The 14,583-nt window shown below is 58.7% G+C and carries 14 protein-coding genes and 2 rRNA genes; all 16 read right to left on the bottom strand.

From position 1 onward, the window contains the following. Positions 1 to 3: 3 nt before the first annotated feature. Positions 4 to 585 (bottom strand): SMC-Scp complex subunit ScpB, encoded by a 582-nt coding sequence (gene scpB / locus DCC24_RS07460; protein WP_233242809.1) that lies wholly within the window; start codon positions 583 to 585, stop codon positions 4 to 6. Further along, complete coding sequence (locus tag DCC24_RS07455) at positions 578 to 1,450, bottom strand: ScpA family protein (protein WP_158524632.1); 873 nt, start codon at positions 1,448 to 1,450, stop codon at positions 578 to 580. Before DCC24_RS07455 ends, scpB begins: the two co-directional genes overlap by 8 nt. Continuing rightward, the gene (locus DCC24_RS07450; RefSeq protein ID WP_110099358.1) at positions 1,447 to 2,307 is read right to left on the bottom strand and encodes a ParA family protein; all 861 of its coding nucleotides are present in this window, start codon (positions 2,305 to 2,307) and stop codon (positions 1,447 to 1,449) included. The genes DCC24_RS07455 and DCC24_RS07450 overlap by 4 nt, the downstream gene beginning before the upstream one ends. Positions 2,308 to 2,502: 195 nt before the next feature. Further along, a complete protein-coding gene (gene xerD, locus DCC24_RS07445) occupies positions 2,503 to 3,486 on the bottom strand; it encodes a site-specific tyrosine recombinase XerD (RefSeq protein ID WP_110099300.1) in 984 nt (327 codons plus the stop codon). Beyond that, the gene (locus tag DCC24_RS07440) at positions 3,455 to 4,126 is read right to left on the bottom strand and encodes an NUDIX hydrolase (RefSeq protein ID WP_110099299.1); all 672 of its coding nucleotides are present in this window, start codon (positions 4,124 to 4,126) and stop codon (positions 3,455 to 3,457) included. The genes xerD and DCC24_RS07440 overlap by 32 nt, the downstream gene beginning before the upstream one ends. Positions 4,127 to 4,187: 61 nt before the next feature. Next, a complete protein-coding gene (recN, locus tag DCC24_RS07435; RefSeq protein WP_110099298.1) occupies positions 4,188 to 5,915 on the bottom strand; it encodes a DNA repair protein RecN in 1,728 nt (575 codons plus the stop codon). Positions 5,916 to 5,931: 16 nt separating this feature from the next. Continuing rightward, positions 5,932 to 7,086, bottom strand: coding sequence for an NAD kinase (locus DCC24_RS07430; RefSeq protein ID WP_110099297.1), 1,155 nt, complete (start codon positions 7,084 to 7,086; stop codon positions 5,932 to 5,934). Between the two features lie 122 nt (positions 7,087 to 7,208). Further along, positions 7,209 to 8,021 (bottom strand): TlyA family RNA methyltransferase, encoded by an 813-nt coding sequence (locus tag DCC24_RS07425; protein ID WP_233492023.1) that lies wholly within the window; start codon positions 8,019 to 8,021, stop codon positions 7,209 to 7,211. After that, positions 8,018 to 8,185: a hypothetical protein gene (locus DCC24_RS12070; protein ID WP_158524631.1), complete on the bottom strand. Its 168-nt coding sequence runs from the start codon at positions 8,183 to 8,185 to the stop codon at positions 8,018 to 8,020. Before DCC24_RS12070 ends, DCC24_RS07425 begins: the two co-directional genes overlap by 4 nt. Beyond that, positions 8,178 to 8,975, bottom strand: a complete 798-nt coding sequence (locus tag DCC24_RS07420) for an HAD-IIA family hydrolase (RefSeq protein ID WP_110099296.1) — start codon at positions 8,973 to 8,975, stop codon at positions 8,178 to 8,180. Before DCC24_RS07420 ends, DCC24_RS12070 begins: the two co-directional genes overlap by 8 nt. Next, positions 8,972 to 9,871, bottom strand: a complete 900-nt coding sequence (locus tag DCC24_RS07415) for a hypothetical protein (protein ID WP_110099295.1) — start codon at positions 9,869 to 9,871, stop codon at positions 8,972 to 8,974. The genes DCC24_RS07420 and DCC24_RS07415 overlap by 4 nt, the downstream gene beginning before the upstream one ends. Before the next feature lie 263 nt (positions 9,872 to 10,134). Beyond that, positions 10,135 to 11,403: a dihydrolipoamide acetyltransferase family protein gene (locus DCC24_RS07410; RefSeq protein ID WP_158524630.1), complete on the bottom strand. Its 1,269-nt coding sequence runs from the start codon at positions 11,401 to 11,403 to the stop codon at positions 10,135 to 10,137. Between the two features lie 11 nt (positions 11,404 to 11,414). Continuing rightward, positions 11,415 to 12,401 (bottom strand): alpha-ketoacid dehydrogenase subunit beta, encoded by a 987-nt coding sequence (locus DCC24_RS07405; RefSeq protein ID WP_110099293.1) that lies wholly within the window; start codon positions 12,399 to 12,401, stop codon positions 11,415 to 11,417. Between the two features lie 24 nt (positions 12,402 to 12,425). Further along, entirely contained in the window at positions 12,426 to 13,409 is a 984-nt protein-coding gene (locus DCC24_RS07400; protein ID WP_110099292.1) for a thiamine pyrophosphate-dependent dehydrogenase E1 component subunit alpha, read from the bottom strand. A gap of 516 nt (positions 13,410 to 13,925) precedes the next feature. Continuing rightward, positions 13,926 to 14,042: ribosomal RNA gene (rrf, locus tag DCC24_RS07395) — 5S ribosomal RNA — on the bottom strand. A gap of 325 nt (positions 14,043 to 14,367) precedes the next feature. Beyond that, positions 14,368 to 14,583: ribosomal RNA gene (locus DCC24_RS07390) — 23S ribosomal RNA — on the bottom strand; the annotation flags it as partial.

The following is a 14,583-nucleotide window of genomic DNA, read 5'->3' as shown; positions in this document are numbered from 1 at the left end:
GAGTTATCCTTCGGTGTCGTTGGGAATGTCCAGATCGGTAAGATCAGCCAACCCAGGAAGTAAGGGAGAAAGTTTCGGCAGGTCTGCGACAGAATCGAGACCTAGTAATTCTAAGAAATATCCGGTGGTTGTGTACAACACAGCCTGGGTGAGCGGGTCTTGACCCGAATCTTGGATCAAGCCTCGGGTTTGCAGGCTCCGAATCACCGAGTCGGAGTTCACGCCCCGAATTTGGGCAACTCGTGAACGCGTAGTCGGTTGCAAATAGGCTATCACTGCCAGGGCCTCAAAGGCAGCAGGTGACAGTTTAGCGGTGGCACCTCTGACCATGAATCGTTCCACAGTCTGCTCATACTCACCACGAGAGTAGATCCGCCAGCCTCCAGCGACATCGCGCAGTTCGAACCCCCGCCGGGGTCCGGTAGCTTCACCGTCGTAGTCGGCGCGTAACCGTTCGAGGGCCTGGAGTACCTCCGTTGGGGTGGCTTCGGTGGCTTGGACCAGCTGATCGATAGTCACCGGCTCTTCGATGACCATCAGCACCGCTTCGAGGCTGGCCCGTAGCTCGGCCAGAGACTCAGTCATGCTCCCCCTCCGTGACAGACGGCTCGGGGCGGAGCCGGGCATCACGTTCGGGGTGCCATTGCACCTGGATGTCATCTAGCGGATGGTCTTGTTCCAAGAAGATCAGCCGGTCCCGGTAGAGCTCCAAGAGACCCAGGAACCGTGCCACCACGGTCATGGTGTTGTCGGCATCGGCGACCAGCTCGGTAAAACTCATCCGTCCAGCCTGGGCTAACCGGGAGGAGAGGATACTGACTTGTTCCCAGACGGAGACCACCGGTGAGTGCAAGTGATCGGTACCAACCTGGTCAGGGCCATCCTCGACGGGAGTTCGGGAAAAGACTTGCTGCGCCAGTTGCGCGAATTCTTCGACGGTAGTGTTGAGCACCAGTGGTGGGAGAAAGTGGGTGTGGGCCGGTTCAGGACCGGGCCGTCGTGGCACCGCGCTGGCATTTTCGGCCATGCGCTGGGTCATCAGCGCAGCAGCCTGTTTGAAGGCCTTGTACTGCAACAGACGGGCAAACAACAGATCTCGTTCTTCCAGTAGCGCCAGTTCTTCGTCTGGATCCGAGATCCCAGCCGGCAATAGCCGGGCGGTTTTGAGATCTAACAGGGTCGCTGCCACCACCATGAACGAGCTGGTTTCATCCAGTGCATCAACCGTGGACTCAATGGTGCGCACATAGGCCAGGAACTCGTCGGTGACCTCCGCCAGGGCGACTTCGGTCACCTCCAGGCGTTTGCGGGCGATCAGTGACAACAACAGATCAAAGGGTCCCTCAAAATTTTTCAGGTGAAGCTGAAAACCGCCGTGGTCGGTCTCCTCGGAGTCTTCGGGGTGCGCTGTAGTGGTGAGGGCATCGCCGGAGAGTTCGGCGAGGCTCACGGTGCACCACCACGACAGATCAGCTCCCGGGCCAGTTGCCGATAGGCCTGAGCACCCGGGTGGTTGTGGGCGAAAGTGGTGATCGGTTCTGCTGCCACCGTGGCGTCGGCAAATTTAATCGTCCGGGAGATGACGGTTTCGAAAACCTTATCGTCAAAGGCTTCAACGAGTCGACCGACTACTTCTTTGGAATGCAGAGTACGCGCATCGAACATGGTGGCCAACACACCGTCGATTTCGAGGTCGGGGTTGATGCGGTCTTGAACCTTCTCAATCGTTTCTACCAGCAGAGCCACCGCGCGCAGTGCGAAGAATTCTGCGGTCAACGGGATGATGACACCGTGGGAGGCGGCCAGCGCGTTGACGGTCAGCAATCCGAGCGAGGGCTGACAGTCAATGATGATCACATCGTAGTCATCGCGTACCTGGCGCAGTGCCCGTTCGAGCACTTGTTCACGAGCCACCTCGTTGACCAGTTGCACTTCAGCAGCCGACAAGTCAATATTGGCCGGCAAGAGGTCAATATTCTCGTGTCGGGTGGGGATGATGGCATCGCGAGCAGTGATGTCTCGCTCCATCATCACGTTGTACACGGTCAGATCCATCTCGTGGGGATTGGTCCCGAAGCCTGCCGAAAGCGCACCTTGCGGGTCAAAGTCGACCATCAGCACCTTTCGCCCGTATTCAGCCAACGCTGCTCCAAGGTTGATCGACGAGGTAGTTTTGCCGACCCCACCTTTTTGGTTGACCATCGCAATGATACGTGCCGGGCCGTGGGTTTCGAGTGCCGGGGGGTTGGGGAAGTCGTGTTTAGGGCGTCCGGTGGGCCCCATCACCGGTTCTCCGGTGACCATCATGACGGGTAACGGTTGCTGTTGGTCGTTCACGGTCTAGACAGCTCCTGCAAAACTTCTGGTGTATGATCTCCCCGGGGTTAGTGACCCTCGAAAATTCTTCTGATACTACCCTAATGGGAAAGTCGCAGTTTAGCCGTTGTTCACTCTCTTTCTCGGCGAGCCTTGAGGTTAAAGTGCAACCTGAAGGTATACACTTTAGGACCTCATCGCCCGCGGGTGCGCGGTCGCATATACCTCGCGCAAACTCTCAGCGGTGACCAACGTATATACCTGTGTGGTGGTCACCGAAGCGTGTCCCAACAGCTCCTGGACCACCCGCACATCAGCTCCCCCAGATAATAAGTGGGTCGCAAACGAGTGTCGCAACGTGTGTGGCGACACCTCGTCGGTGAGCTGGGCCCGTTGGGCGGCTTTTTTCAGAATGGTCCACCCAGATTGGCGAGAGAGCCGGGAACCGCGCAGATTGACAAACAGTGCTGCTGTGCCCCTCCCCCGGGAGACGATGCCCGGGCGTCCCCGACGCAACCAAGCGTCTAATGCCCGGTAGGCGTAGGATCCCAGCGGCACGATGCGTTCTTTGGATCCTTTGCCGAACAGTCGCACCACCGGTTGGGAGGTGCCATCCAGAGCCTGGACAATATCGTCAACATCCAGGGCCACCGCTTCAGAAATCCGGGCTCCGGTCGCGTAGAGAAATTCCAGCAGCGCCCGGTCCCGTAGCCCAGCCGGGGTATCCGGTGAGGGTGCTTCCAACAGACGGGCAACCTCGTCGATGCTCAGAGCTTTCGGCAGGCTCTGTTCCAGGCTGGGTGGCGAAACCTCCCGAGCCGGATCGTGGTCCACCAACCCTTCGACCGCCCAGAATTCGTGTGCCCCGCGCACGGCGGCGAGCATCCGCGCGGCCGAACGGGCCACCACTGCGGTCTCGCCATCGGCCCCGGTGCGGATGGTTTGTAAGAACCCGGTGACGTGATGGGTGGTGACCTGGCTGATGTCGTTCAGCCCCTGGGAGACCAGATAGTTCACGTAGCGAGTCAAGTCATGTTCGTATGCTTTCAGAGTGTTCTCCGATAGGCCCCGTTCAATACTCACCGCATCGAGGTACCGCTGGGCTGGGGTGCTTAAACCTGCCGGGTACTCGCGCGGATCAAGCACCGCTACGACCCAACCACTTATCATCCAGCTCGCGCACCGGCCAGGATGGCTGGGTTGAACCCACGGTGTAACTCATCACCGCCATGATGGTGTTGGCATTGTGAATCTCGCCGGCCAGTACTGCCTGAATGACCCGGTCACGGTCCACCCAGTGCAGTTGCATCCCCACCTCTTCGGCGTGTAGCTCCGCCCGGTTCTCTTCGGGAATCTGGGCCACTTCGCGCGCCAGAAAGATTCGGGTCCCTTCGGTCGAGGCCCCGGAGGTGGAGAAATGATCCACCAGAATCTGCCAGTCTTTGGCTTCCAGGCCAGCCTCTTCGGCCAGTTCCCGTTGGGCTGCGGCTACCAGCGATTCGCCGCAGACGTCCAAGAGCCCGGCCGGGATTTCCCAGCAGAACGTGGACACCGGGTGACGGTATTGGCGCACCATCGCCACCTGATCCCGGTCGTTGAGTGCCAGGACGGCCACTGCCCCGGGATGGGCCATATATTCTCGGGTCAGTTCCTGGCGTTTGCCGCCGGCGTCCAGCTCGAAAGTATCGCGTCGGATATCCCAGACCACCCCGTGGAAAGTAGTTTCCCGGTGCCTCACCGGCGCCCGGTAGCGCCGATCCACACAGTCCTGGGTCTGGTTGGCGCGCTGATCTTCGTCACGGTTCTTCACGATTTCTCGAATCCTCTCTAGCACCGGGGCCTGACGGAGCGCCCGGGGTTCACTGAGTGAGTTAGTCGCAAAGTTGCGACTGGTCTAGTAGCTCGCGGGCGTGTTCCTGCGCCGAGGAGGAGTCAGCATGCCCGGCAAGCATGCGGGCCAGTTCTTCAACTCGTTCCCGACGGGTCAGTTCCTGTACATCCGAGGTCGTCACCCCGGCCGCGGTGTCGGGATTCTTCGTGACTTTCAGGTGGTGATCTGCCCAAGCTGCCACCTGTGGCAGGTGGGTCACCACAATGACTTGAACCCGACGAGCCAGGGCGGCCAGACGTTGTCCAATCTGTACGGCGGCCTCTCCCCCGACCCCGGCATCAATCTCGTCAAAAACGAAGGTCGGGACCGGGTCGGTATCGGCCAGTACCAGCTCGAGTGCCAGCATGACGCGGGAGAGCTCGCCTCCGGAAGCACCTTTGCCCAGTGGCACCGGGTCGGAGCCGGGGTGGGGCCGTAGCAGAATGGCTACATCATCTGCTCCAGAGGGCCCGAAGGTCTCTAACGGGCTGACCCGGACCGTCAGTTCGGCGGTGGGCATCAACAACCCGTGCAGTTCATCCGTAACTTTCTCCGATAGCATCTCACCGGCACCCTGGCGCAGGGAGCGGAGCTGTTCTGCTCCCTTCGTGACGGCCTGGTGGAGCTGTTGTTCTTCCGTCTCAAGCTCTTCAACGCGACCGGTATCGCCCTGTAGCTCATCGAGTCGGGACCGATGGGTCTGGGCCCAGGCCAGCACGTCTGTCAACTCGGGACCGTAGAGACGTTTCAGCCGGTCCAGTTCAGCTCGACGCTCTTGGGCCTGGTTCAACGCGTGCGGGCCTTCATCATCGAGCCCGGCCAGATAGCTGGCCAATTCGGTAGAAATATCGGCAAGCTGGATCCCCACTTCGCTCAGCCGTTGTGCGAGTTGCTGAAGCACCGGATCATCTCCCGGTGAACTCGCCAAGGACTGTCGAGCAGCCTCCACTAACGCTTCTGCGCTGGGCGCATTCAGATCGGTGTCGTCTTCACCGGCCAGCCCGCCACGGGCGGTAGTTGCTGCGGACCTGAGGTCTTCAATATTTTCCAGTCGCGCAATGGTGGAAGCCAACTCTTGGTCTTCTGCCTCGGTGATCTCGGCCTCGTCGATCTCCTCCAGTGAGCGTTGCAGGTTCTCGGCCTCTAGTGCCCTGTCTTGGGCTTGGGCGCGTAGCGCCTGGAGTTCGTCTCGAACTGCGTTCCAGCGAGAGAAATTCTTCCGATAAGTCTCCAGCGTGTCTTTCAGCTCGGCTCCAGCAAAGGAATCCAGAGCTTGGCGTTGAGCGGTCGCAGAACGCAAGCGCAATTGTTCGGACTGCCCATGAATGGCGATGCAGTGTTCGCCCACGGCTGCCAACAAGCTCACCGGCACACTCCGGCCACCGGCGGTGGCCCGGGAGCGAGTGGATCCGGAGGATTCGGTCACTGTCCGGGAGACCAACACCTGGACGTTGTCCTCCAACGGGTCTACGGAGCCACCAGCTTCTTCAACCAGCCCGGCCACGGGGTGATTCTCGGGCAGAATGAATTCGGCTTCCACCGCGGCCTTGCGGTCTCCGCGACGAATCAGCGACGCATCAGCCCGGCCTCCGAGCAACAGGTTCAACGCGGTGACAATCATCGTTTTCCCGGCCCCGGTTTCACCGGTCAGGGCAGTGAAACCCGGCCCGAGGTCGAGACCCCCGGATTCGATCACGCCCAGCGACGAAATGCCTAGGTGCTCTATCACGGTACTGGCCTCCCCTTTAGTCCTCGGACCGGTTTGACGTCCGGTCTGCTCGTAATTGCGCCCTGGTCACCAGCGGATTCTTCTCATCAGCTTTCGTCACCACCGGCAACTCGGTGGTGCGCGGCTCGGTGACTTCGACTTTGGGTGCCAAGTGGTGTGGCTCCACGACTTCAACCCCGGATGAGCCGGTGGAGGCTGCGGACTGACGACGCGCCAGGGATCGGGCGGCTATTTCTGCCCGATCGGCTTCTGAGATCGACCCACGCCATCCCTTGGTGGGAAGCTTGAACTTGCGGACCAGTCGTTCGGAGAAGGGCGTGTGCGACAGCCGTGCCAGGCGCACTGGCTGATCCGAGCGGGTGACTTCCACCCGAGCTGCCTGGGGTAGATCCACGGTTCGACGGCCATCGCACCACAGCACCCCGGCCTCATTGGTGCGTTGCAACACGTCCACGGACATGACCGAGCGCGGCGAAACGACCAGGGGCCGGGCAAAGAGCGCGTGGGCAGACAGTGGCACCATCAGCATCGTTTCGACTTCGGGCCAGACGACCGGTCCTCCGGCTGAGAAAGCATAGGCAGTCGAACCGGTCGGGGTAGCCATCACGACCCCGTCACATCCGAAGGTGGAGATCGGGCGATCATCGACCCCGATGACGACCTCGAGAGTGCGTTCGCGGTTGGATTTTTCGACCGAGGCTTCATTCAATGCCCACGTTCGGGCCACCAGCTGATCGTCAACTAAAACTCTGACATCGATGGTCATGCGCTCTTCAACGTCGTAAGCCTCTTCAGCCACCGCAGCCACGGTGGAGGGAATATCGGTGCGTTCAGATTCGGCCAAGAAGCCGATGTGGCCGAGGTTGACCGCCAGCAACGGCAGTTCGGTACCGCGCACCAGCTCAGCAGCGCGCAACACCGAACCGTCTCCGCCCAGCACCACGCACAGATCAATATCACCAAGCTGACCGGCATCTTCGAGAACGTCGGCCACCATGGTGCGACGGGGCACGGCCCCGGTGATAATGGCCTGATTGATCGCTTCGGCATCATCACGCATCATGACCGGTTGTAGCCCGTACGTTAACAGTTCGTCAGCAACATCGAGTCCGGATTGAATGGCATCTTCACGACCGGTGTGGGTCAGGATCAGAATCCTGCGTGGCGCCATTCCAATACCTCCAAGCTCGCGCGTCTCGCTTCAGATCACTGTACCGTCTCACGGGATCGGCGTGTACTTTTCGGCCAGCACTCTGTGGAGAAAACATCGGCACTGACCCGGTCAGTCAACCGTTACTCTCCCCAGTCTACGTTTTGGCGTCGTATCCAGTCGGCAAGCGCGTCGGCCGAGACGGCGGAGGGCCTTTTCACGGCGTGACAGAAGAATTCCCGGTTGCCATCCTGTCCTGGCAAAGTGGATGCGCTGAGCCCGACCGGGTCGAGCCCATGCCGGACAGCGGTATGCACCACGCGAGTCACCGCTTGCAATCGGGCCTGGGGGTCGGTCACCACTCCGGATTTGGGGAGTGCTTTCTTGCCGACCTCGAATTGTGGTTTGACCATCAGCATCACATCGGCGCCGTCGGCACACACTCCGGCCAGCGGTTCCAGCACCAAGGTCAGTGAGATGAATGATAGGTCGGAAACCACCACCTCCACGGGCTCCCCGAGCGTTTCGAGGCTCAGCGCGCGAATGTTCAGGCCTTCATACACGCTCACCCGGGGGTCAACTCGCAGCCGTGGCACCAGCTGGTCATGGCCCACGTCCACCGCGTGCACGTGTCCAGCTCCATGGTGCAATAACACGTCGGTAAATCCTCCCGTGGAAGCTCCGGCATCCAGGCAGGTAGCGCCCTTGACGTCTATTTCGCGGAAAATGTCCAAAGCACCGGCCAGTTTATGCCCGGCCCGAGATGCCCACTGCTGCTGGTCGGCCTGGGATTCCACCGTATCGCCGGAGGCAACTTTTTTCCCGGGTTTATGTACCACCTGGCCGTTGACGGTGATCACCCCCTGCTGAATCAGGCCTGCCGCCTGGCTTCGGGTGGGTGCCAGCCCGGCACTAACCAAATAGTGGTCCAACCGTTGCACAGGTGTCGAGGTCACAGCGTGGGCCCTGCCGCATTCGGGTCGTTGAGATGATCCTGGAGCTGATTCAGCACCTGCTCGTATCGCTGACGCTCGGTGGCGATGTCTTGGTCCTGGATCCCGTCGAGAGTTTGGAGAATCTCGAGTAACCTGGCATCCGTGAGTTCAACGTCGTCATTCATGGGCGCCCTCGACCAATTGTCCCAAATGATCAATGATCACGTCAGGTTGTTCTGTTCTGTCACGACCGGCTACGTCGGCTGGCTGGTGGATTCCGGTGGTCACCAGGGCCGCAGTAAATCCCGCCGCATGTGCACCTTTAATATCGGTATCGAGCCGGTCACCGACCATCAGCGGGCGGTTCATTCCCTGAGCTTGGGCGGCCAGCTGGAATAATTGCGGTTCCGGCTTGCCAGCCACCACATCGGGGCCTCTGCCCACGGCCTGGGTGACCGCTCCAATCAGCGATCCGTTGCCGGGAGCGATGCCTTGTTCTTGAGGGATCGTCAGGTCCAAATTGGTAGCCACCCAGAAGGCGCCCCGGTGGATTGCGAAGCTCGCTTCGGCGAGATTCTTCCACCCGATTCCGGGGTCGAAACCTTGAATCACCGCCTCAGGCAGCTGGCTCGCGTGGTCCACCACCTGAAATCCGGCCTGTGCTACCGCCTGTCGCAGACTGTCCGAACCGACGACGAGGACCGTTGCTCCGGGCTGTTGTTCTGCGCGCAGTATTTCAACACCGTCTTGAGCTGAGGAGTACACGTGAGCTGGCGCGGCGTGGATGCCGAGCTTCTGGAGTTTCGCTGCCACGGCCTCGGTAGATTTCGAGGCGTTATTGGTGACGAAGCCCACGGCCACACCGTGGTCGATGAGGTCATTGAGGATCTCTGCTCCGGCAATCAACTGGTCCCCGGCATAGACCACCCCGTCGAGATCACAGAGGAGCCCATCGTGTCCGTCACGAAGTTTCATCGGCGTAGGTTTCCTTGTCCCGAGTGTTTTTTCTGGGTGCGGGGACTTTTATCTGGCGCTGGCTCAAAATCTTCACCGAGGTCGATGATCGCTGGATCGTCGTCAGTCACCGAGAACCCGAGTGCTGATTCCGCTCGAGCGGTGCGTTGGCGCCACAGACGCGCTTCGCGCTCTTGTTTTGCGTTCGCTAATGCGTCCGCGTAAGCCGTAAATAGTCGCGGACTATAGCTAAAGGCCTTGTGCCGATCTAGTTCCGGAATCTGGAGCGCTGCAACGGCTTCCTGAGCGCGACCGAGGTCCTGCAAGATCCCGGAGACCACGATAGCAAGTTCGACCCGGACACGTTTGGTTAGTTTTTCTCGGTTGACTTCCGCGGCGGTTTGCAACGCTTTTTCGCCACGCCCCAGGGCACGCTCACAGTCCACGATCTCCGGAATATGGGTATCGTCTCCCGAAATACGTCGATACGTCCGGAACTCGCGTAGCGCATCCTGATATTTCTCTGCTTCGTAGGCGGTGATCCCGACTGCTTCCCTGACCACCCCGATGCGACCGCCACGGCTGGAGGCGGCGCGTGCGTGGTCAAAGGCGAGCTCGGGGTCTGCTTCTAAGTACCGGGCGGCCATCACCAAGTGCTTGGCGACCTTGACGCGGTTGTGCTCTTCTAAAGCCGCTAGTTCGCGGGTGACAGCCCCGTCCAGTTCCCGTCCGGTGACATCTCCGTCAATCTGTGGCTCCCGTGGGCGGTCCTTGCGCGGTCCCCGAACAGATCGCTGCCCGTGATGCCCACGCCCACGGTTTGGGTGTGACCGACCACCGTGGTTGTTGTGACGGTGCGGGCGCTGGCCTCCGTGGTCACGTCGTGGGGAGGACTGCTGTTCTGAATGTTCTGTCACTAACGAGCCGTTCTAACGATCGAAAATACCTTGCTACACGTCGGAGTTAGTCTACTAGAAAGCCCCTCGTGTTGTTCGGTCAGACGAGGCCGGCTGAGCCACTGATCGGTTGAGAAACATCCTCAGGAACTGAAATCACTGTGCTCGCCACTCGCGCTTCTTCAACAGCGTGCACAGCAGACGTTAAAGCACACATTTCACGGTCGCTGTCGCCGTACCAAAGTACCAACCCAACGACCGTGAAATGTCAGCGTGGAGACTCGCTACAGTAGCTTGTTCGGTTGCCCCAGAAGGTCAACCACCTCGGCAAGGAACAACGCCGCAGGATACCCATCGTTCAACCGGTGATCCACCGTCAAACTCAAGGGCAACTCGTGGCGCCACACGAAGCCTGACCCAAACCGTGTCGGCACTTCACGAACCCGACCAATTCCCAAAATCGCTGACTGTGGCGGGTTAATGATGGGGGTGAAGAAATCAATTCCTTGCCCACCAAGTGCAGTGATGGAAAAAGTTCCTCCATCAAAGTCATCAGCGCCCAGGTCCTGGTCACGCGCACGTGTGGCCAGTTCCCGCGTGGTCTCTGCCATCTCGGCCAGCCCGAGGCGTTCGGCGTTGTGGATCACCGGAACAACGAGCCCGTCCTCGAGTGCCACCGCAAAACCTAGGTTGATCACGCCCGGATCGACGATGGAGTCGTCTTCCAGTCGGGAATTCAACAACGGATGGTGCCCGAGAGCGGCCGCTACCGCCCGCAGAACGGCGTCCATGTAGGACGGTTTCGTCACTCCGCCACCGACATCACCCCGGAAGGTTTCAAAGTCCGTGATATCCGCTGTGGTCGTCAGCGTATATTGTGCGGTGTCGGACAGGCTGGCGTGCATCCGATCGGCAATGACTTTACGTAACCGTGGGATTTTCTCCCGCGTTTCGCCTTCTGGTGAGACGCCACCGGCTTCGGCCGTACTTGGTTGCTCCTGGGCTTGGTCATCGGCAGGTGCAGCGTCGCGACCTTCGATAACGTCTCGGACGTCTTGGGTCACAATCCGGCCTGAGGTTCCGCTGCCGTCGATCTGAGCAAGGTCGATGTCGTGTTCTTTGGCCAGTTTGCGGGCCAAAGGAACCACCCCGGTGATGCGACCGGATTTCTTGCGAGCTTCTTCAATCCCTCGCGGTGCACCCGCATCATGCGAGGTGTTCTCGCTGCTGCGCTGCTCAGATTCTGTCGGTGATGTCGAAGTGGTCTCAGACGGTGACTCATCCCCGTCCTGAGGCGCTGCCTGTTGCTGCACCGCACCATCACCCACGACGCACAGCACAGTGTTAACCTCAACGGTGTCGTCTACGTCAACCAAAATTTCCTGAACGGTTCCCGCTGTTGGAGAGCTGACATCGTCGGTGACTTTGGCAGCTTCTATTTCAACGAGAGGTTGGCCAGCTTCTACTTCGTCGCCAACACTGACATACCACTGCGTGACGGTACCTTCACCCATTGACATGCCCCACTGTGGGAGCTTGATTTCAGTCGTCACAACGGCCCCTCTCATTCCATGGTTTGGTGTACGGCCGCAACGATGCGGTCGGCGTTCGGATATAGCGGTTTTTCCATCGACTGCGCGTATGGAATGTGAGTGTGCGGAGTGGTCACTCGCTGGATCGGTGCTTCCAGGTCCCAGAAACCTTCTTGGACAACTTCGGCCGAGATCTGTGAAGCAATCGAGGAAAAGTCATGACATGGGTCGGCCACAACAAGCTTTCCTGTCTTGGCGACAGAGGTCAGAATCGCTTCCAGGTCCAGAGGCAAAATCGATCGCGGGTCCAAGATCTCGGCGTCAATTCCTTCATCGGCTAGTTGATTTGCTGCAGCCTCGGCAGCACCCAGTGCCCCGGCAACCGTCACGATGGTGACGTCTGAGCCTTCCCGTTTGATATCGGCCCGGCCCAAGGGAATCGTGAATTCCTCGTCGGCATCCGGAACTTCGCCACGTACACCGGTACGGGTGAAATCTTCCAGGACCACCACCGGATCGTCGGTTTGGATTGCTTGACGCAACAGCCCGTACATGTCTCTGGGCGTGGACGGCGCAATAATCTTCAGCCCGGGAATGGTTGCAAGGGTAGAAATCGGACGATCCGAGTGCTGGGCTGCGTTGCCCACGTTATAAATCATGGGCATCCGGATTGTTATGGGTAGCGATGCTTGACCACCGTAGATATATGTGGATTTCGAAATAATGGACACCAGTTGGTCCATGGCAACGTAGATGAACGGTGCAATTTCAATTTCGACGATGGGTCGCATCCCAACCATCGCAGCGCCCGCTCCAGTGCCAACATAGCCATTCTCTGAAATGGGAGCGTCCCGAACACGTTCTAACCCGAACTGCTCTGAGAGTTTGCCATTCTTGTTCCCCGTTGTTCCGGTAATGTTCCAAGACACGTCCAAGCCCATGAGGAACACGTTCTCATCACGGGCCATCTCGTCACGTTGTGCTTCGACGATAGCGTCGAGATATGTCAAAGTACGCATTGCCTGTATCCTCTTCTCACACAGCTAGTGTCTAATCTCGACGGGTTCGGTGAATAGGTGGGTGAACGCCTCATCCGCCGATGGCTCCGGCGAGGCTTTGGCAAATTCAACCGCTTCATTGACTTCATCGATAATCGCTTCATCAATGCTGTCTAAATCAGCAATATTCAGACCGAATTCCTCAGCCTTATCACGGAACAGGACCAGGGGATCACGGTTCTCTCGCCACTCGTCGATCTCTTCCTCGTCCCGATATTCCTCAACGGGCAACCCAATCGCATGGTTCTCGAAACGGTAGGTGCGAGTCTCCACCAGCGAGGGTCCTTCACCGGACCGTGCCCGATCAACCGCTGTCTTGACCGCCTCATACACAACCATGAACTCTTGTCCGTCAACAACAACGCCCGGCATATCGTAAGCCACGGAGCGGGCAGCGATTGATTCCGATGCCACTACCTTTCCCCAGGAGGTAAACTCACCATAACCGTTATTCTCACAGACGTACACGACGGGCAGATCCCAGATCGAGGCGATGTTGAGAGCCTCATGAAATGCACCTTCATTGGAAGCACCATCACCAAAGAAACATAAGGTGACCTGGTCTTTCCCCTGCAATTTCGTGCCCAACCCGGCGCCGGTAGCGACAGGCAGTCCGGACCCAACGATCGAGGTCTCCCCGAGCGACCCAACGGAGAAATCAGACAGGTGCATCGACCCGCCCTTACCTTCGTTAACACCGTCCACGCGGCCGAATAATTCAGCCATCAGCCCCTTGATATCGGCGCCTTTGCCGATAGGGTGCCCGTGTGACCGGTGTGTACCAACCATATAATCGGTCTCTTCAAGAGCTAAACACGACCCGACAATAGAGGCCTCTTGCCCCGACGAAGTGTGAAACGCTCCATAAAGCTGACCATCAAGTAATAAATCTTTTGTTACTTCTTCAAACTGCCGAATTCGACTCATCCGCCGATAGGCTTCGATGAGCCGGTCCTCCTCGAGTTTCATGTTCCCGCCCCTCAACGTTTCCGCCTGAGGAAAGTCACCACGGAAACGTTCCGATGTGCAACTTGGACATTCAACTTTATCAGTAAATCGTTATCTAAACGCTCTACCGATATATTTAATGTTACCAGGGCCACGCCCTCTGGGCCGACAGTTGAGGTGCTGATGCCCACAGCAACAACACGTCAAGAGCACTCAGGGAACGCGTTGCATTACCAAGAAACGCGCGGAAGTGATCGCCGTAGCATGAAGTCGGATAGAAACGACTGGACACTAGCTCATTGCGCCCGGGTAGCGGTCAGTGACAAACAATGATTGGAAGAGACTACAACAGGTACACATAAAATAGCACAGTCCGAAGCACTGGCACTTTTTTAGCGCTGAATACGTACCTGCGTACCTGAACACCTCGATCAGGTGTTTGGTGGGTTAAATAGTGGTCGGGGACGAACAGAGCCTGGGCGGTGGTGGCGTCGTTGTCACCAGGGTGGTCTGTTCGTCCCCGACCGTGTAATGGTTGTCCGGCGGTGTCCTACTCTCCCACACACTCCCGTGTGCAGTACCATCGGCGCTGTAGGTCTTAGCTTCCGGGTTCGGAATGGGACCGGGCGTTTCCCCTACGCTATAACCACCGTAACTCTTCTCACCAACCCCCAGGGGGTGGGGGTGGGAAACCTTGTCTTCGATTGTGTGGGCCTGTGTGTTTCACACACGGCGGTGTTTGTTGGGGTAATCCCATAGTGGACGTTGGCATGGTTGTGCTGGCTAGAACACGTTGGGTGTCGTGTTTTTTGTGTGTGCCGTGAGTGCTTGCTCGTGATCACCCTGACAGGCCACTCCCGGTTGGGGTGGTGTTGTGTCAGGGTGTGGTGTTGTGTCTGGCTTACGATCTCACACCCCAGACCCGTGATCCTCCACCAACCCCCGGCGGGCGGGGAGTGGTTTGTGGTTGGTTGGGGGTGTTTGTAAGTCTTTGGTCTATTAGTACCGGTCAGCTCAACACGTCGTCAGTCCGTGCTTACACACCCGGCCTATCAACCCAGTCATCTGCTGGGAACCTCTCACACCACAAGGGTGTCAGGAGAATTCATCTTGAAGCAAGCTTCCCGCTTAGATGCTTTCAGCGGTTATCTATCCCGAACGTAGCCAATCAGCCATGCACCTGGCGGTACAACTG

This window comes from Auritidibacter sp. NML100628 (assembly GCF_003185985.1).
GTDB classification, from domain to species: domain Bacteria; phylum Actinomycetota; class Actinomycetes; order Actinomycetales; family Micrococcaceae; genus Auritidibacter; species Auritidibacter ignavus.
This window is presented reverse-complemented; position numbering and strand designations above follow the sequence as displayed.